This is a genomic window from Gammaproteobacteria bacterium (genome assembly GCA_040183005.1).
Classification (GTDB): Bacteria; Pseudomonadota; Gammaproteobacteria.
Genome location: JAMPIW010000007.1, coordinates 923,835 through 941,958, shown reverse-complemented (window position 1 = coordinate 941,958; position 18,124 = coordinate 923,835). Strand labels below are relative to the sequence as shown.

The window sequence follows — 18,124 nt, the reverse complement described above, 5'->3', positions numbered from 1 at the left end:
GATAATTTCACCACGAACAGCAGTGTGAGCCCTATTTCGCGTAATCAACAATTTAGGATAAATTCGATCAAGCTGATGATGGTAATGCAATACCGTGGGTCCTTGGATCACGGGCGCACTTATGGGAAGATAGCCCGCAGTTCCGGGCTATTCAGTCCGGCGACCATATTATGACGATTACCCAGAGGAATATTTATGAAGATCAGATTTGTGCTCGGCGCTTTTGCGGCGGTTGTTTGTGCCAATAGCTATGCCGTGGATGCTACAGCACTGAGTACCGACGAGCAGAAGTTCAGCTACGTTATCGGCTATCAGTTCGGTATGACCCTCAAACAGGATGGTTTGAAGGTGGATACCAAGGCCATGAATCAAGCCATTCAGGACGCTATGAGTGCCACGCCTCCCAGATTGACGCAGGAACAGATGCAGGCTGTCATGGAGACTTATAGCAAGAGGCGCGAACAGGAACAGCTCGCCATTGCGGGTAAGAATCAGAAGGCCGGGCAGGCCTATCTGGCCAGCAACAAAAAACAAGCAGGCGTAACGGAGCTCGCTAGTGGCATACAGTACAAAGTGCTCAAAGCTGGCACAGGCAAGAAACCCAAGGCTTCGGACTCGGTAATGGTCAACTACCGTGGCACTCTTATCAATGGTGAGGAGTTTGACAGTTCCTACAAGCGCGGGCAGCCCGTCAAGTTCCGCGTCGACCAGGTCATCAAGGGCTGGCAGGAAGTGCTGCAACTCATGCCCACTGGTTCTAAATGGCAGGCGGTCATTCCCTCCCAGCTGGCCTACGGCCCTAAAGGTGCTGGCGGCCCGATAGGCCCCAACGAGACGCTGGTGTTTGAAATCGAATTATTGGAAATCAAATAACAGACTGGAGGATGACCCGTGACTGACAAAATTCCTGACTCAAATGAGCCTATCCCCAAGTGGGACGTGGCCTTGGAAGCCCTGGCCCGCGACGAGTATCAGAAAAAAGGCGTAGCGCTGCGCATCGACGATTTCGCGCGTCTGGCCAAGGACCACGCTATCCGTTTCGACGACATCATGGTAACGCTATTCGAATTGGTGCTGCAGGGAGAATGGCGCTACGAGGACGACGAGCGCACGATCAAAGTCTTTACCCGCAGCGAGGTCAACCAGTTGTACGTCAACGGCCGCCTCAGCGACCGGGACGTGCGCCACTATACGGGGTATTGGAGTCCGATCCGTCGCTAGCAAAGAACTTGAGGTAACCTGAAAAAAACGGTAAGCGTCCAGCCGCTCCACCTGTACAGTTCAGCCTGATGCCTGTACAGACCGCAACGGCAACAACTCATCAATGCGGCTGTTAGGCCAGGTCGGCAGTTTCTCCAGCGTATCCTTCAGCCAGGCAGCCGGCTCGATGCCGTTGAGTTTCGCCGTTGCGAACAGGCTCTGGATGGCGGCGGCGCGGCGGCCCGCGCGTTCACTGCCGGTGAACAGCCAATTCTTTTTACCAAGCGCAATAGGACGGATAGCATTTTCCACCGGGTTGTTATCGATGGGGTAACGGCCATCCCCGAGGTAGCGCTTGATTGCATCCCAGCGTTTGAGGCTGTAATCGATGGCCTTGGCGGTGCCGCTACCCGTGGCGGTGGTGAGCCGTGTGCGCTGGAGCCAGGCATGGAATTCGTCCAGCTTCGGCTTGGCGTGTTGCTGGCGTAATGCCTGGCGATCCTCGATGCCCAGGGTCCTGCCCTGATCTTCGATGGCATAGAGCCCGGCAATGCGCTTCAATGCCTCGGCCGCGATCGGACTCTGATGGGCGGCATGCAGATCGTAGAATTTCCGCCGCGCATGGGCCAGGCACGCCAGTTCCACCACGGCGTGGGCGAACAGGCCTTTGTAGCCGGCATAATCATCGACCATAAGGGCACCCTTCCAGCCTTGCAGGAAGTTCCTGGCATGTTTGCCGCGCCGGTCGGTCTGGTAGTCGAAGAGGACGAGGGGGTCTCCCTGTTCGAGATCGCAACTTCGGTAGGCCCAGAGGAAGGCGCGTAGCGTTTTTCCCCGTCCGGGGTCGAGTTGCTGCACTGGGGTCTCGTCGGCGTGCAAGACGGTGCGCTGGCGGAGTCTCTCGGCCAGCCGGTCGGCCAGCGGCTGGAGTGCCACGCCAATGCGACCTACCCATTCGGCCAAGGTGGAGCGTGACAGGGTAACCCCACTGCGGGCCGCGATCTGCTCCAGCCGGTAGAGAGGCAGGTGATCCATGAATTTGCTGACCATCACCCAGGTGAGCAGGCCCGGCGCCGCCATGCCGCCGTCGATGACCGCCGGCGGAATCGGCGCCGCACTGACGGTCTCACAAGCACGGCAAGCATACTGCGGACGAATGTGGCGATGCACGAAGAAGCGGGCGGGCTCGACATCCAGTTGCTCGCTGATGTCTTCGCCGATCTTGACCAGATCCTTGCCGCACTGGCCGCAGGTGCACGATTCCGGCTCATGCCGGTGCTCGATGCGCGGGAGATGATCCGGCAACGGCTGGCGACCGGCGCGTTCGCGCTTGGGTTGCCGGGTAGATGCCAGCTGTTCCACTTCGGCTTCCAGCGCGCTGGTGTCGGTATTCCAGCTTTCCTCGAACAGCTCGCGCTGCTCCAAGGAGAACTGTTCACTCTTGTTGGCAAAGCGAATGCGCTTGTAGTAGGCGAGCTCGAAGGTCAGGGCTTGGATTTTGAGCGCATCTTTTTGGGTTCTTTCGAGCAGCTTGCCTATCCATTCCGCCAAGGCGGGATCGGGCTTGAATTGGGCGAGTTCGGCGGCTAAATCCATGCCTGTATTTTACCACTGGCATGCTCCGCAAGCCAGTAACGGCAAGGGTTTTAGGCTGTTTATTCACTAAAATAACGCGCTCACACTTGCCACTGTGACGGCGGTGGCGCCGAGAGTCTTTGCCAGTCGACACCGGCGGTCAGCCAGTCCCATTGTGCTGGCGTGAGGGCGAAGGTGGTGGCGTCCGATGTCGGCCAGATAAAGTGACCACGATGCAGGCGACGCTGGCAGAGCCAGACGCCGGTGCCATCCCAGATCAGGAGCTTGAGGCGGTTCTGGCGTCGGTTGCGGAAGGCGTAGGCCGTGCCGTCGCAAGGGGACCGGCCGAGCGTGTTTTGTACCCGCTGGGAGAGGCCATCGATGCCGGCACGCATGTCGATCGGTTCGACCACCAGCCAGACTTGGGTCGGTGCCGGGATCATGGCAGTTGCCGCAACAGGTCGGCCAGCCATGGAGCCCCGTCCGCCGGCAACTCGATTCTCCAGCCGCCCGGACTGTGGAGCCGTACGACGTTCCCCGTTACCGGTGCACCCACGCTGACCGGCACCAAGGTGAGGGATGACTTTGCCGATGCAACGGCTTCCCTCTCCTTGCGCCGCCAGCGATAAAACGCCTTCTCACCCAACCCTTGGTTCGCACAGTATTCACTCTGCGTCAGATCACTTCGACGCCAGGCTTCAAGATGCTCTCGCCAGAATTCCTGCCCATGCCTCTTCGCCATCTGGAGTCCCTCCGAAAAAGCAGCAAGAGTGCACGGGCTTCGCGGAAAACTACAGGTGGGACGGCTAGCCGCTTACAGTGGGTCATCATGCAAGCATGTCGTCAGCACCTCGCTTGGTGCGCCGCCGGCCTGCCGCCGCTGCGTATAGCCGTGAACGTGGCTGGCCGTCAGTTCCAATCCGGTACCTTGCTGCGCGCCATAGAAAGCGCCTTGCGCGAGACAGAGGTGCCGGCGGAATATCTCGAGCTGGAGCTGACTGAAGGTATCCTGGCACGCGACGCCGCCGCCGCGAGCCTCATCCTGGACGATATCAATGCCATGGGCGTGCAGTTATCCATCGACGACTTCGGTACTGGCTACTCTTCAGTGGGCTACCTGAAGAGATTTCCCTTGCATACGCTCAAGGTAGACCGCACCTTCGTGCGCGACGTCATCAGCGACCAGGACGACGCCGCTATCTGCACAGCGATCATTGCCTTGGCCCATAGCCTGGAATTGCGTGTCGTCGCCGAGGGCGCGGAAAACAGCGAGCAAGTCGAGTTCCTGCAAAAGAACGGCTGCGATTTCGTCCAGGGCTATTACTACAGCCCGCCAGTGCCGACAGATCAATTCGCCGCCCTGCTCGCCAAAAACGTGCTCACGTCCAAATTGGCGGCACAGAGGCGTTAAACCTAAAAGCGCCAATTGGAACCTACTGCAGGGACTCGCCTTGCGGGCTTGTCAACAAATGCGCGGTAGCTGTTCGCCGCTGAGTCTGTCGACGATACGCTGTACGCCGATGCGGGTTTGTAATGTTACTCGTCCGGCGGTGCCGTGTTGCGCATGGCCGATCAGACAGGCCTCTTGGCCCAACGGGTGGCGGCGGAGAATGTCGAGGGTCTGGTTGACTTGTCCTGCGGGAATAAAGGCGACGAAACGCCCTTCATTGGCAACGTGGAGCGGATCGAGGCCGAGCAGTTCGCAGGCGCCTTGTACCTCTTGCACCACCGGGATGAGGCTTTCTTCGATGTCGATCTGTAGGCATGCGGCTTCGGCGATTTCGATGAGCGCGGCGGCCAGACCACCGCGTGTGAGGTCGCGCAGGCAATGGATGTCGATCCCGGCTTGAATGAGTTCCAGCACGGGCGCGGCAAGCGCGGCACAGTCACTTTCGATGGTGCTCTCAAAGTTCAACCCTTCGCGCATGGCCATGATGGCGATACCGTGGCGTCCGATGTCTCCACTCAACAGAATGGCGTCACCGGACTGCACAGTGCCCGGTGCGATGCGCAGGGTGTGTTCAATGATGCCGATTCCGGCCGTGTTGATAAACAGGCCGTCGCCTTTGCCTTTGTCCACCACTTTCGTGTCGCCCGTGACGATGGTGACGCCAGCGGCGTGGGCGGCGTGGCGCATCGACGTTACCACCCGTTGCAGGGTTTCCATGGGCAGGCCTTCTTCGATGATGAATCCCGCGCTCAAGAACAATGGCCGCGCGCCGCACATGGCGAGGTCATTGATGGTGCCGTTAACCGCCAGGCTGCCGATATCGCCGCCGGGGAAGAACAGCGGTTGTACCACGTAAGAGTCGGTCGTGAAGGCTAGCCGCGTTGTGCCGAACTCGATCACCGCGCTGTCATGACGCGCGTTGAGTAAGGGATTGGCGAACGCGGGCAGGAACACGGTATCGAGGAGCTGTTGCATCAGCCTGCCGCCGCCACCGTGGGCCAGCAGGATTTGTGAATGCTGGTTGATGGGGGCGGGGCAAACGAGCGCCGGTTCGATTACAGGGCGAACGAGTCCTGGTTCGATTACAGTGTTGATGTCGTCTGTCATGGATTCGTTTCTTGCAAAGTGGGGCGTGAATGCGGCGGCTGGCGCCGGTAACGATAATAGGCCGCGCAGGCGCCTTCTGACGAAACCATTGGTGCGCCCAATGGTTGTTCGGGTGTGCAGCGTTTGCCGAAGGCGGGGCACTCTTGGGGTTTCTTGATCCCTTGTAACACCAGTCCGCTGATGCATTCAGTGGGTGTCGTTGCGCCAGAGGCGGCTGCGCCAAAACGCCGTAGCGCGTCGAATCCCGCATAGCGCTCGCGTAATCCCAGACCGCTGTCTGCAATTGCACCCAGTCCGCGCCATTGGCGGGGCGTCACTTCAAACACCTCGGTGATGAGTTGTTGTGCCTCGCCGCTTCCTTCTCTGCGCACGGCACGGGCGTATTGGTTTTCCACGCTGGCGCGGCCTTCTTCGAGTTGTTTCACGCACAGGTATATCCCATGCAGAATATCAAGCGGCTCGAAGCCGGTGACGATGATGGGTGTGCGATAACGCTGCGCCAGTGGTTCATACTCCGTGTAGCCCATGACGGTGCATACATGCCCGGCGGCGAGGAAACCCTGTACTTGATTGTGCTGTGCGGACAGTATCGTTACGATCGCTGGCGGCACGCACACATGCGCAACCAGCATGGAAAAATTGGTGATGTTCAGCCGGCTTGCCTGAAGCACTGCCAGCGCCGTGGCGGGTGCGGTGGTCTCGAAACCGACTGCGAAAAATACTACCTGTTTCTCGGGATGACGTTGTGCAAGTTTGACGGCGTCCAGGGGGGCATAGACGATGCGTACATCCCCGCCATTGGCCTTGACGGTGAGCAGGTCGCGATGTGAGCCGGGCACGCGCAGCATGTCACCGAACGAACAGAAAATTACTTCGGGCAGAGCGGCAATTTCAAGGGCTTTGTCAATCAGTTCCACGGGCGTCACACACACCGGGCAGCCTGGGCCGTGTACCAGGGTAATCGCGTCGGGCAACAGTTGATCCACGCCGTATTTGACGATGGCATGAGTCTGTCCGCCACATATCTCCATGATCGTCCAGGGCCGTGTTGTCACCTGCGCGATGACGGCCGCCATGCGCGCGGCGGCATCCTTGTCACGGTATTCGTCAACGAATTTCATCGGGACTGCTCTTCCATTTTCCGCAGCATGGAGAACACCTACTGCTCCATTTGCCGTAACGTGGTGAACACCTGCTGCGCCTCTTGCTCATCGAGCTGAGCCAGGGCGAAACCGGCATGTACGATGACATAGTCACCGAGTTTCGCCTCGGGCACGCCTGCGAGGCTAATCTCTTTAACAATGCCCCCGAAACTTACCCGCGCAGTGCGCAGCAGATCATCGTCTTCATCGGTTATGCTGAGAATCTTGCCGGGGATAGCCAGGCACATGGTTCACTCCTTTAGCACACGCGCTGCAGCGATGATCTGCCCCAGCGCCAGCCCGCCGTCATTAGGCGGAACATGTGTGTGCCAGTAGGGTGTGCAGCCGACGTCGCGCAACCGCTCTACCGTGCGGCACGTTAAATAGCTATTTTGAAAGCAGCCCCCGGTTAATACCACGCGTGTCTCTCCGAGGGTTGTGGCAACCGTGGCGATGATGTCGGCCAGGGTGTTGTGAAATTTCGCGGCGATTCGTCCTGTTGACAGGCCATTTTTCAGGTCATCAAGGATGCCATGAATCATTGGCCCCCAATCCACGACGACCGGGGATCTCTGCTGTTCGAGTCGGAAGGGATACGCCTCGTCTGCCGCGCCATGCGCCTCTGCCGCGAACTCCAACGCCATGGCCGCCTGCCCTTCAAAGTCGTTGATCTGACATAGCCCAAGCATGGTGCTTACCGCGTCGAACAGGCGCCCGGCGCTGGAGGTCCGCGGAGTGTTGATGCCCCGTTCCATCATGCGCCGTAGAACCCCCAGTTCCGCTGGTGCAAAGGTGTCCATCGGTGCGAGCCCTTTCCTCGTAAACAGATCGTCGCTGAAGAGTTCATAAAGTAGACCCAGGGCGGCCCGGCGCGGCTGCCTGATAGCCTGCTCCGCGCCGGGCAGCATAAATGTGCGCAGATGAGCCGCCCGCTCAAAACCTGCTTCTGTGATCCGCAAAAACTCCCCGCCCCACAGTGTGCCGTCTGCTCCCAGGCCCGCGCCGTCCCACGTCACCCCCAGCACCGGCGCCTCCAGTCCGTTATCTGCCATGCAGGATAGCACATGGGCGTAATGGTGTTGGACGGCGATTAGCGGCAGTCCCAGCCGGTTTGCAAGCTGTGAAGAATAATAATCGGGATGGGTATCGCAGGCGACAGCGCAAGGTGTTGCGGCATAAAGCCCGTTGAGATCGGCCACGGTGTGTTCCAGCGCCTGCGCAGCCCGTGTCGTTTCCAAGTCGCCGACCGGCTGGCTGAGTACGATGCTATTGCCTAAGGAGAGCGCCACCGTGTTCTTCAAATGGCCGCCCACGGCGAGCACCGCAGGCAAATGCGTGTTTACTTCAATAGGCAGTGGTGCATAACCACGTGCGCGGCGCAATACCAGCTCTCGTCCCATCATCACGCGTACTACGGAATCGTCTACAGGCCGGGCGATAGGGCGATCATGCACTAGAAAAAAGTCGGCGATGTCGCGCAGTCGATCAAGTGCGTCGAATTCATCGGTGCAGATCGGTTCGCCGGAAAGGTTGCCGCTGGTCGCCACCACGGGAAAGCCAAGCGCCCTAAGCAGCAGATGGTGTAATGGTGTATAAGGAAACATGACACCAAGATAAGGATTCCCTGGAGAAACGGAAGACGCAATGTCCCCGCCGTGCTGACGCTTCAACAGCACAATAGGGCTTGCAGCCGATAGCAGCAGATGTTCTTCAATGTCCGACACCTCGCAGTGAGTCTTGATCCCGTCCAACGTAGAGAACATCACGGCAAACGGTTTACTCCTGCGCCGCTTGCAATCACGCAGGCGGCGTACAGCCGGCTCGTTGCGCGCATCGACCATGAGGTGAAAGCCACCCAAACCCTTCACCGCAATGGTTGCTCCCCCGCGAATCGCTTCGGCGGCATTGAGTAAGGCTTTTTTGTTTGATGCCAGAGGTGCTCCTGCGATATCCCACAATGCAAGCTGGGGGCCGCAGTCTGGGCATGCGATGGGCTGGGCATGAAAGCGCCGGTCATGCGGGTCGTTGTATTCCGCCGCGCAGGCCGGACACAGAGCGAAATGCCGCAGGGTGGTATGGGCGCGATCATAAGGCAACGCATTGATGATACTGTAGCGCGGGCCACATTGGGTACAATTGGTGAAAGGATAACGGTAACGGCGGTTGTCAGCATCAAAAATTTCCTCGATGCAATCCGGGCAGGTCGCCAGATCCGGCAAGATCAACGCGTGATGATCCACACTCCATTCGGCAAGGCTCTCACGCAGCGTAAAGCCCGTGTCACCGGCAGGTTCGATGAACATTGTTTCCTGTCGTTGAATAATCGCGTGCGGCGGTTTTTCCCGCGCCAGTCGTTCGATAAAGCGGTCAATCGCGCTCGCAGAGCCTTCCACCTCGACAGTCAAACCCCGCGCAGTGTTGGCAGCCCAGCCGGCAAGCCCCAATGCCACCGCCAGACGATAGACAAACGGTCGAAACCCCACGCCCTGCACCACGCCGTACAGCTGTATGCGCAGGCGTTGTATCTCTATTGTCACACTGTGATACCTACCAATATGAATTCGTCACCAGAGAGTAGTGTTGTTTGGTGGTTACCGCAGTGAGCGCAGTTTAGGTTGTCCAGAGTCACTTCGCTTTCCGCATCGCATTGGCGGCATTTTACGCGGATGGGGGCATGTTCGATGATGAGTTCGGCGTGTTCTGCTGCGGTGCCCGGACGTGTATGGTTATAGGCTCCTTCGAGTTGCCAGGGTGTGATGCCGGATAGTGGCCCGAGTCTGACGGTGATGCGCTTGATGGATGCTGCATTTTGTTCATGCGCCAGGGTTTCGACGTGTTGTAGCAGACTGCGACAAATGGAAGATTCGTGCATGGGCGGACTCCTTGGTGGTGTCAAGATGATTGTATGATAGCCTATGTAAATGCAGGGCGATTGAGGAGGTGTGACGATGCTGGAGGGCGCGCCGGATGTAAGCCGGGTATTTCTACCGCGTGATGCGCTGCAGCGTGTGCTTGATGCGTTGACCGGCAGTGGTTTCCGCTGTGTCGGCCCACGGCTCAAGGAAGGCGCGATCATCTACGAAACCTTGACTGAGACGGCTGCGTTACCGCAGGGGGTGCATGACCGACAGGCGCCGGGTGAATATCATATTGAGCAGGTATCTAGCCCGCGTCAGTTCGCCTGGGCCAACGGGCCGCAGGCGCTCAAGCCCTTTCTGTTTGCGCCGCGCGAGGTGTTATGGCGTGTGGTGCGTGATACCGAAGGTCGCCTCGCTTTTCGTGAAGTGCAGCTGGATGTCAAACCGATTGCAGTGATCGGCGTGCGTGCCTGCGATTTGGCTGCGCTTGCCTTGCAGGATAAACATTTTCTGGGTGGTGCTTATCCCGATCCTGCTTATGCCAAACGGCGGGAAAATATTTTTATCGTTGCAGTTCATTGTAGCCATCCGGCGGCGACGTGCTTTTGCGTTTCGACAGGCGACGGGCCACGCGCCACGCACGGTTTTGATATTGCACTCTCTGAGCTGGATAGCGGTTTTGTTGCGGAGGCAGGGAGTGTGCGCGGTAAGGCGTTGCTCGATGCGCTTGGGTGTTCGGCGGCGGCAGCGGAACAGATTGCGCAGGCGGAGGATGAGATTGCCCATGCTGCCCGTTCGCAGTCCCGCCGCTTGCCGGGGCGCAATTTACGCGATGCCCTGTTTGCAAATCTTGAGCACCCGCGCTGGGAAGAAGTGGCGGAGCGCTGCCTGTCATGCGGAAATTGCACATCGGTGTGCCCCACCTGTTTTTGTTCCAGTGAATCTGAGCAACCCAGTCTTGATGGCAACAATGCAGAACATTCGCGCGAGTGGGATTCCTGTTTTACCCGTGGGCACAGTTATATTCATGGTGTCGTGGTGCGCAGCGATACCCGAACGCGCTATCGCCAGTGGCTGACCCACAAACTCGGCAGTTGGCATGAACAATACGGACGCAGCGGCTGTGTGGGGTGTGGGCGTTGCGTTACCTGGTGTCCGACGGGCATCGACATTACTGAAGAAGCGACGGCCATTTGCGGAGAGCCGCCACTATGAACCTAAAAAATTCAGTTATCCACGAAAGTTACGAAAAAACACGAAAATATTCAAATACATATCGTTATTTTTCCGGTGTATTTCTGAAGAAATCCATATTTTTTTATTTCGTGAATTTCGTGGACAAAAAGAGGTTTTAAGATGAATCCTCATGTGCCCTGGGAGGCGGAGGTCGTCGAACGTATCCAGGAGTCGCCCACGATTTTTACTTTGCGCCTGCGTGTTGTTGACGCAGAGGCACGCCAGGCGTATCGCTTTGCGCCGGGCCAATTCAATATGGTCTATCTGTATGGGGTAGGCGAAGTGCCGATTTCTATTGCGTCCGATCCGCAGGATACAAGCCTGCTCGGGCATACCATCCGCGCTGTGGGGCGGGTGACGGAGGGGCTTTCCCGTCTCGGCGTGGGTGAGCGGCTGGGTCTGCGCGGGCCGTATGGGCGCGGTTGGCCGTTGGCGGAGGCGGAGGGTAAGGACATTGTGGTCGTCACGGGTGGTTTGGGCTGTGCGCCGGTGGTGGGTGTGATCAATTACATCATCATGCGCCGTGAGCGGTTTGGCAGCCTCACTGTGATTCAAGGAGTGAAGCATGCCGAGGAGCTTATCTGGCGTGAACGTTACGCCTATTGGAATACACTGCCCGATACTCAAGTACTGCTCGCCGCCGATCATGGCGGTCCACTTTGGCCGTGGCATGTCGGTTTGGTGACGGAAGTATTCGATCAAGTGGAGATTACGCCGGAACGCACCGTGGCGATGATGTGCGGGCCGGAAGGCATGATGCGCGCGGCGGTGCGTAACCTGACGGAGCGCGGCCTTGCTGAGGACAGCATCTATCTGAGCATGGAGCGCAACATGCAATGCGCCATCGGTCAATGCGGGCATTGCCAGTTTGGTGCGAGCTTTATCTGTCGGCAGGGGCCGGTGTTTTCCTATTCCCAGATTAAAGAACTGCTGGGTGTAAGAGGCTTTTGATATGAGCGGGAAACCCAAGGTTGCGGTTCATAAATTCAGCTCCTGCGATGGCTGCCAGCTCGCGTTTTTGAATCTTGGCGAGGATCTGCTGCGTGCGGCGGAGCTGGTCGATTTCGTGCATTTTGCCGAAGCAGGGCCGGTGGATGCGCAGGCCAAAGTGGATATTGCCTTCGTGGAAGGCAGTATCTCCACGCCTGACGAGGTAGAGCGTATCCAACAGGTGCGTGCGAATAGCCGGTTTCTGGTGACCATGGGGGCCTGCGCCACCGCTGGCGGCGTGCAGGCCTTACGTAATCTGGCAGACGGTGGAAAATGGATTGCAGCGGTATACGCCCAGCCTGAATACATCCACAGCCTGGCCACGGTGACGCCCATCGCCAGCCACGTCAAGGTCGATCTGGAACTGTGGGGCTGTCCAGTCAGCAGCCGACAGGTGCTGGGCGCGTTGCGGGCATTGCTCTTGGGTGTGGTGCCGGCAGAGGAGCAGGACAAGGTGTGCATGGAATGCAAACGCAATCAAACAGTGTGCGTGATGGTCGCCAAGGGCATACCCTGCATGGGGCCGGTGACGCGTACCGGTTGCGGCGCGCTGTGTCCGGCCTTTGGGCGGGATTGCTATGCCTGCTACGGCCCTGCCGAGAACCCCAACACGGCGGGCCTTGCGCGGCGTCTGGAGGGGCTGGGATTGGCGCCGGACGATATCGCCAGGCGCTTCCTGTTTATCAATAATGCCGCACCCGCCTTCAATGAAGCAGGGTTGCGCGCCAAGGGAGAGGCGCATGGCGGAAAACCGTGAAATCAACATCCATGTGCCGGTGCTGGCGCGTGTAGAAGGGGAGGGTGCGCTCGACATCGCCATCCGCGACGGTCACATCGCCGACCTGAAGCTGCGCATCTACGAGCCGCCGCGCCTGTTCGAGAAGTTTCTGGAAGGGCGCGATTACAATGAGGTGCCGGACATGGTGGCGCGCATTTGCGGCATCTGCCCGGTGGCCTACCAGATGAGCGCGGTGCATGCCCTGGAGAGCATTTTCGGTGCGCAGCCCAGTCCTTGGGTACGCGCCATGCGCCGGGTGTTGTATTGCGGCGAGTGGATGGAAAGCCACAGCCTGCATATTCACCTGTTGGCTGCACCGGATTTTCTGGGCTATGACAACGCCATCGCCATGGCGCGCGATTATCCTGATGAGGTGCGCCGCGGCCTGCGCCTGCAAGGGTTGGGTAACGCCATTATCCGGCTGTTTGGCGGGCGTTCGGTGCATCCAGTGGGCGTGCGCGTCGGCGGATTTTACCGTGCGCCGGATCAGCAAGACGTGAGTGCGTTATTGGATAAACTGCGTGCTGCACTGCCCGATGCAGAGGCGCTGGTCGCCTGGACGGGCTCGCTAAACCTGCCTCAGGACGATCAATCCTTTACCAGCGTCGCTCTGCGTCACCCCGATGAGTACCCCATGAACGAGGGCCGCATCGTCTCAAGCGCCGGGTTGGATATTCTCGTCGCCGAATACGAGCATCACTTCCGCGAATTCCAGGTGCCGCACTCCACCGCGTTGCACAGCTTGTTGCATGATCAACCTTATCTGGTGGGGCCTCTGGCGCGCCTCAACCTCAATCTGGACAGGCTGCCGGAGCAGGTGACTCGCGCCTTGCAGGCAACGGGCATTGCCTTCCCCAGTCGCAACATGTTCCACAGCATCGTGGCACGCGCCATCGAGGTTTACTATGCCCTGAGCGAGGCAGTGCGATTACTGGAAGGCTATGAATATCCATCTGCACCTTGTGTTCCCGTCGTGCCGCACGCGGGTGTTGGCTACGGTTGCACAGAGGCGCCGCGCGGCATTCTTTGGCACCGCTATGAAACGGACGACACGGGACGGATTATGATCGCGCGCATCGTGCCGCCCACCAGCCAGAACCAGGCGCGCATCGAAGAGGACCTGCGCCGGTCACTGGATGCCTTCGGGCTTGCCAACAGCGATGAAGACTTGCGCCGGCGCGCCGAGACGGTGATCAGAAACTACGACCCCTGCATTTCCTGCGCTACGCATTTTCTAAAGCTCACCGTAAGAGACTATCCGTGATACCGATCCGCATCATCGGCATCGGCTCGCCCTTCGGTGACGATCGGCTGGGTTGGGAGGCGGCAGAGGCCGTCCGCAGATCGGGATTGCTGGGGCATTTTCCGCAAGGTCTGGTGAGTGTGCAATGCTGTGATCGACCGGCCAGCGGATTGCTCATGCTCATGGAGGGGGCCTCCCACGTCATTCTCATTGATGCCATGCGCAGCGGCGCCGTGCCCGGCACGGTCCGCCGCTTGCAGGATGAAGAGATCGAGATGGAGGCGGCATTGCTCTCCAGTCATGGCTTTGGTGTGGCCGAAAGCCTGGCGCTGGGCAGAACGCTGGGGATGCTGCCGGCGAGACTGGTGCTCTACGGCGTGGAGGTGTGCAATCTTGACCAGTGCGATACCTTAGCTCCCGAAACCGTCGGGGCGTTGCCCATGCTGGTGGAGAGGATCAAGGAAGAACTTTTGCCGGAGGGATAGTTCTACAACGGTAGATTACGTCGCCAAGAATGTATCCACCCTGAATGAAGCTAGGGTTTACCCTGAAAGACCGGGAGGACAGCCAGGAGTATCATTAAAAAGCGCTAAAAAGGCTATTTTAAGCGCACATACGCACAAGGAAACGTGATGGACTTACCTCGTATATTTGAAAAACGACGCCTGGCGTGGCTAACCAAGCTGGTGCTCAACGGTTTGGCGCAGGCAGGCGTGGCGATAACTACCGCCTTGCTGGTCAAGTTCATTTTTGACCACATCATCACCGCCACCGAACCTTTCTCCGCAGCAGCCCTGGCATGGCCCGCTATCGGTCTTGCACTGCTAGCCTTGTTTATCGCCTGGCTGCGCATGGTGGAATACACGGACGCCGAGCGCATGGGTCAGGATTACGTGGATCAGGTGCGCATGCAGCTGTTCGACAGTCTCAGAAACTCCGCAGTGCGTACCACACAAAAACGCAGTCGAGGCGGAGTGATGCTGCGCTTCATCGGTGACTTGACGGTATTCAGGCGCTGGGTAAGTTTGGGCATGGCACGGCTTATCGTGGGTGGTGTTAGCATCACGGGTGCGACCTTCGCCTTATCCTTTGTAAATGGAATACTGGCGCTCGCGGCAGGCGCAATGCTGCTGGCAGGTAGCGTGGTAGTGCTCGCCCAAGGCAAGCGTATGCAGGCTGTGGTGCGTGAGGCACGCCATCGCCGTGCGCGGCTTGCCGCGAATATCAATGAAAAAATTTCCGCGCTCGCTGTCGTCCAGGTATTCGGCAGATCGGAAAAAGAGCGCAAGCGTGTGGCGAACCAAAGTCGACACCTCAAAGAAGCCATGGTGGATCAGGCCCGCGTCACCGGCCGGTTGCGAGGCATTACTGAGGCCACCGCCGCCCTCACGGCCGGCACCGTGCTGATTTTGGGTGCGCTTGAAGCGATTGCCGGCCAAATCACGCCCGGTACAGTAGTGGCCGCGATGAGCATCGTGGGGTTGTTGACGCCGCCGTTGCGCGACTTGGGGCGGGTATACGAATATTGGCAGGGCACGATTGTAGCGCGCCAAAAGCTGCTTGAGTTCATCAACACGCCCGCACCATTCCAGGAACTCCCCGGCACGCAGGATTTGCTGCCGGGGCCAGGCCGGCTTGAATTCAGGGAGTTGAGTCTGGATGGGCTGCATGCCTTTTCCGCCGTAGTGGAGCCGGGCCAGACGGTCGCCATCGTGGGGCCGAACGGTGCCGGCAAGTCCACGCTGCTGCTGGCGGCGGCACGCCTGATCCAGCCGGAAAGCGGCGCCATCCTGTTGGATGGCCAAGACCTTGCGGCCTACAGCCTGGCGTCGGTGCACCGCGCCGTCAGCATGGCAAGCCCCGACCTGCCGTTGATGCGCGGCACGGTAGAGGACAACCTGCGCTATCGTTGGCAGCAGGCACCAGACGAAGAAATTAGCAAAATCAGCGCGTTTTGCGCGCTTGATGAACTCATCAAGACCCTGCCCAACGGCATGAAAACCCGCATCAACGATGCTGGTGTCAACCTCTCCCTCGGTCAGCGGCAACGCATCGCACTGGCGCGGGCGCTGCTCGGCGAGCCAGCCGTGTTATTGCTGGACGAGGCGGACGCCAACCTCGACCCGCAGGCCGGCGCGGTGCTGCGGCGCATTCTCGAAGAATACCACGGCACTATTTTGCTGGTGACACACCGCCTGGAATATGCGGCCAAGGCGGATGTTATTTGGTATCTGCAAGATGGGCGGCTCATCGACAGTGGTCCAGCGCGGGAACTGCTGAATCGTGATGGCCCAACCTTGAGTCTGTTCCACGATGTGCGTTCCAGAAAAGCCAGTTGATCGACACAGGCATGCTCATGCTCCACAACAATACCGCCGCCGCGTTTACTGAAATTGCGGCAACGTCGACCCCGAAACCCAACATCCAACTCTGCACCCTGCGTGACGACCCATTCCAGCGCTACTATCTGTATCTACCTCAGATCAACGTAGGGGCGGTCGCTCACGGCATCCTTCCTCCCGCGACACTTGTGCATCCATGTACGGCGCGGGTGTTCGTCACTGTTCACGGTATTTCTCGCAATGCCGAGGAGCACGCACGGCTGTTCGCACCCTTTGTCGAACGCTATGGCGTGGTGTTGGTTGCCCCGATATTTTCCGCCAACCGCTTCGCCAAATACCAGCAGCTCGGGAAGGCGGGCCACGGGAAACGCGCCGATCAGACGCTGCACCAGATACTCGCCGAAGTACAAACGCTCACCGGTGCCGCCGTCGACAGTGTGTACCTGTTTGGATTCTCCGGCGGGGGGCAATTCGTGCACCGCTACGCCATGGCCTACCCTGAGCGTGTGGCAAGATTCATGGTCGGCGCGGCGGGATGGTATACCTTCCCCGACGCCACACTCAAATATCCACGCGGTATAAAACAGCGACGTGATTTACCGGATGTGCGCCTCGAACCAGAGCGCTTTCTGAAGGTGCCGGGCGGCGTGGTGGTGGGTGAACGCGACATCAAGGCAGGCAGCGCGCTCAACAAGGCGCCACGCCTGGCAGAACAACAAGGGCGTAACCGGCTGGCACGCGCCCAGCGCTGGGCCGAGGCCATGACCGCCGCCGCACATGATCGAGGGCTGGATACCCGCTATGTTATGCACATCCTTCCGCGCTGCGGCCATTCTTTCCGGCGCGGCATGCGCCGCGGCATGGGGAAGTATGTATTCGAATATCTGTTCGGCGCACCTGATGGTGAACGTTAGAGCATATCTGCTACCGCTTGTTCTCTGCGTCACGGCATGTACAGAATGTGCAGGAGCGGCAGCATCATCAACCGATCAAGATGCCGCCGTGCAGGGACGCACAAGTGCCGCGAGCGCAGGAGGCGCAGGAGCGGCCGCCGCGCAAAGTGTGGAAGCCGAGCAACACAAACCATTTACCTTCCGCGTGACCGGCCGCCTCAGGGCGGATGGTGCGATATTTGACAACGTGCGGGAATGCGCGGGCGCGGGATGCGCAGGAGCGGCAGATCAAACGCCGCTGGAGAATCGCGGCGAATTATCAAGCGCGCGTCTGGGGCTAAGTGGCACCGCCGGGCGTCACTGGCGCTACGCCGCCAGTTACGAATTCACCGGCGATGAGCCCGGGTTCAGGGCAACTACGCTGAGCTATACCGGCCTGCGCGACACAACGATCAAGCTGGGTTTGCAAAGAGAACCTTTCGGGATGGAGCAAGCCACCAGCACGCGCCTTATTCCCTTTATGGAACGCGCCCTGCCGGGTGCCCTTGCGCCCGGCTATAACTTGGGCGCCGTGATGCAGACCGGGGGCAAGCGCTGGAGCGCCAGTGGTGGCCTGTTTTGGGAGGATGAGAGACTCACAACCAACCGTGTTTACTCCGTGGAACGCGGCGTGACTGGCCGCTTTACCCTCGCCCCCTCTGTCTCGCTGGATACCATGCACCTCGGACTCTCCGCCACCTACCGCGAACCGGACGCGCGGCAGACAATCCGTTTCCAGTCCGAGCCTGAAGCCGATCTCGCTGAAGTGGAGTTCGTCGACACACATACTATCGCCCATGTCGACCGCTACGGCGGAACGAACTTCGAAGGCGCTGTGGCGCACGGCCCGTTTTCACTGCAAGGCGAAGCGACAAAAACCAGGATCATGCGCAAAAGCGGCCATGAGACACTCGACTTCGAAGGAGGCTATGTTTACGCCAGTTGGCTGATGACCGGGGAATCGCGCCCCTACAATGCCAAAATCGGCAGCTTCGAGCGTATCAAGCCCAAGCGTAAGATTGGCGCCTGGGAACTGGCGCTACGCTATTCCACGCTGGATCTGAATGACGGCCCAATCAGGGGCGGAAAACAAAGTAATATTACCGCAGGACTCAACTGGCATATTAGCTCTCAGTGGCGATTCATGGTGAACTATATATGGGTCACTGCCCACACCAGAAATGGAGATGAGCGCCCGAAAATGCTGTTGGGCCGCGTGCAGTATGAATTTTAAATACATGAAAATGTTCGCTATCACGCACCCTTGATAA

19 protein-coding genes are annotated in these 18,124 nt (G+C 59.0%); 11 read left to right on the top strand and 8 right to left on the bottom strand.

What is annotated here, in order from left to right; all coding sequences use genetic code 11:
- Window positions 1–195 precede the first annotated feature (195 nt).
- Both M3A44_10370 and M3A44_10365 read left to right on the top strand, forming a co-directional pair.
- Complete coding sequence (locus M3A44_10370; protein MEQ6342031.1) at window positions 196–873, top strand: FKBP-type peptidyl-prolyl cis-trans isomerase; 678 nt, start codon at window positions 196–198, stop codon at window positions 871–873.
- Window positions 874–891: 18 nt separating this feature from the next.
- A complete protein-coding gene (locus M3A44_10365; protein ID MEQ6342030.1) occupies window positions 892–1,221 on the top strand; it encodes a hypothetical protein in 330 nt (109 codons plus the stop codon).
- Between the two features lie 60 nt (window positions 1,222–1,281).
- On the opposite strand, the gene M3A44_10360 is transcribed toward M3A44_10365, so the two are convergent.
- From M3A44_10360 to M3A44_10350, 3 genes are all read right to left on the bottom strand, one after another.
- Window positions 1,282–2,796 (bottom strand): IS66 family transposase, encoded by a 1,515-nt coding sequence (locus tag M3A44_10360; GenBank protein ID MEQ6342029.1) that lies wholly within the window; start codon window positions 2,794–2,796, stop codon window positions 1,282–1,284.
- An 80-nt stretch (window positions 2,797–2,876) separates the two neighbouring features.
- The gene (gene tnpB, locus M3A44_10355; GenBank protein ID MEQ6342028.1) at window positions 2,877–3,248 is read right to left on the bottom strand and encodes an IS66 family insertion sequence element accessory protein TnpB; all 372 of its coding nucleotides are present in this window, start codon (window positions 3,246–3,248) and stop codon (window positions 2,877–2,879) included.
- Window positions 3,215–3,517, bottom strand: coding sequence for an IS66 family insertion sequence element accessory protein TnpB (locus M3A44_10350; protein ID MEQ6342027.1), 303 nt, complete (start codon window positions 3,515–3,517; stop codon window positions 3,215–3,217). The genes tnpB and M3A44_10350 overlap by 34 nt, the downstream gene beginning before the upstream one ends.
- Window positions 3,518–3,604: 87 nt before the next feature.
- Between M3A44_10350 and M3A44_10345 the strand changes: the two genes are divergently transcribed.
- Window positions 3,605–4,186, top strand: a complete 582-nt coding sequence (locus tag M3A44_10345; GenBank protein MEQ6342026.1) for an EAL domain-containing protein — start codon at window positions 3,605–3,607, stop codon at window positions 4,184–4,186.
- Window positions 4,187–4,237: 51 nt separating this feature from the next.
- Here the strand turns inward: M3A44_10345 and hypE are convergent, their stop codons facing one another.
- Genes hypE through M3A44_10320 form a run of 5 tightly spaced genes read right to left on the bottom strand, consistent with a single transcriptional unit; the run spans window position 4,238 to window position 9,346 of the window.
- Window positions 4,238–5,332: a hydrogenase expression/formation protein HypE gene (gene hypE, locus M3A44_10340; GenBank protein ID MEQ6342025.1), complete on the bottom strand. Its 1,095-nt coding sequence runs from the start codon at window positions 5,330–5,332 to the stop codon at window positions 4,238–4,240.
- Window positions 5,329–6,453, bottom strand: a complete 1,125-nt coding sequence (gene hypD, locus M3A44_10335) for a hydrogenase formation protein HypD (GenBank protein MEQ6342024.1) — start codon at window positions 6,451–6,453, stop codon at window positions 5,329–5,331. Before hypD ends, hypE begins: the two co-directional genes overlap by 4 nt.
- Window positions 6,454–6,491: 38 nt before the next feature.
- The gene (locus M3A44_10330; protein ID MEQ6342023.1) at window positions 6,492–6,722 is read right to left on the bottom strand and encodes a HypC/HybG/HupF family hydrogenase formation chaperone; all 231 of its coding nucleotides are present in this window, start codon (window positions 6,720–6,722) and stop codon (window positions 6,492–6,494) included.
- A 3-nt stretch (window positions 6,723–6,725) separates the two neighbouring features.
- Window positions 6,726–9,011 carry a carbamoyltransferase HypF gene (hypF, locus tag M3A44_10325; protein ID MEQ6342022.1) on the bottom strand — a complete coding sequence of 762 codons (2,286 nt, stop codon included), beginning with the start codon at window positions 9,009–9,011 and terminating at the stop codon, window positions 6,726–6,728.
- Window positions 9,008–9,346 carry a hydrogenase maturation nickel metallochaperone HypA gene (locus M3A44_10320; GenBank protein ID MEQ6342021.1) on the bottom strand — a complete coding sequence of 113 codons (339 nt, stop codon included), beginning with the start codon at window positions 9,344–9,346 and terminating at the stop codon, window positions 9,008–9,010. Before M3A44_10320 ends, hypF begins: the two co-directional genes overlap by 4 nt.
- A gap of 76 nt (window positions 9,347–9,422) precedes the next feature.
- On the opposite strand from M3A44_10320, the gene M3A44_10315 reads away from it, so the two are divergent.
- From M3A44_10315 to M3A44_10280, 8 genes are all read left to right on the top strand, one after another.
- Window positions 9,423–10,547 (top strand): 4Fe-4S dicluster domain-containing protein, encoded by a 1,125-nt coding sequence (locus M3A44_10315; GenBank protein ID MEQ6342020.1) that lies wholly within the window; start codon window positions 9,423–9,425, stop codon window positions 10,545–10,547.
- Window positions 10,548–10,688: 141 nt separating this feature from the next.
- Complete coding sequence (locus tag M3A44_10310; protein ID MEQ6342019.1) at window positions 10,689–11,519, top strand: FAD/NAD(P)-binding protein; 831 nt, start codon at window positions 10,689–10,691, stop codon at window positions 11,517–11,519.
- 1 nt (window position 11,520) lies between these two features.
- Window positions 11,521–12,315 (top strand): sulfhydrogenase subunit delta, encoded by a 795-nt coding sequence (locus M3A44_10305; protein MEQ6342018.1) that lies wholly within the window; start codon window positions 11,521–11,523, stop codon window positions 12,313–12,315.
- Window positions 12,299–13,600 (top strand): Ni/Fe hydrogenase subunit alpha, encoded by a 1,302-nt coding sequence (locus M3A44_10300; GenBank protein ID MEQ6342017.1) that lies wholly within the window; start codon window positions 12,299–12,301, stop codon window positions 13,598–13,600. Before M3A44_10305 ends, M3A44_10300 begins: the two co-directional genes overlap by 17 nt.
- Window positions 13,597–14,064 carry a hydrogenase maturation protease gene (locus tag M3A44_10295; GenBank protein ID MEQ6342016.1) on the top strand — a complete coding sequence of 156 codons (468 nt, stop codon included), beginning with the start codon at window positions 13,597–13,599 and terminating at the stop codon, window positions 14,062–14,064. The genes M3A44_10300 and M3A44_10295 overlap by 4 nt, the downstream gene beginning before the upstream one ends.
- Window positions 14,065–14,211: 147 nt before the next feature.
- The gene (locus M3A44_10290) at window positions 14,212–15,918 is read left to right on the top strand and encodes an ABC transporter ATP-binding protein/permease (GenBank protein MEQ6342015.1); all 1,707 of its coding nucleotides are present in this window, start codon (window positions 14,212–14,214) and stop codon (window positions 15,916–15,918) included.
- A gap of 11 nt (window positions 15,919–15,929) precedes the next feature.
- Window positions 15,930–16,835, top strand: coding sequence for an alpha/beta hydrolase (locus M3A44_10285; protein MEQ6342014.1), 906 nt, complete (start codon window positions 15,930–15,932; stop codon window positions 16,833–16,835).
- 88 nt (window positions 16,836–16,923) lie between these two features.
- Window positions 16,924–18,087, top strand: a complete 1,164-nt coding sequence (locus M3A44_10280; GenBank protein ID MEQ6342013.1) for an OprO/OprP family phosphate-selective porin — start codon at window positions 16,924–16,926, stop codon at window positions 18,085–18,087.
- Window positions 18,088–18,124 lie beyond the last annotated feature (37 nt).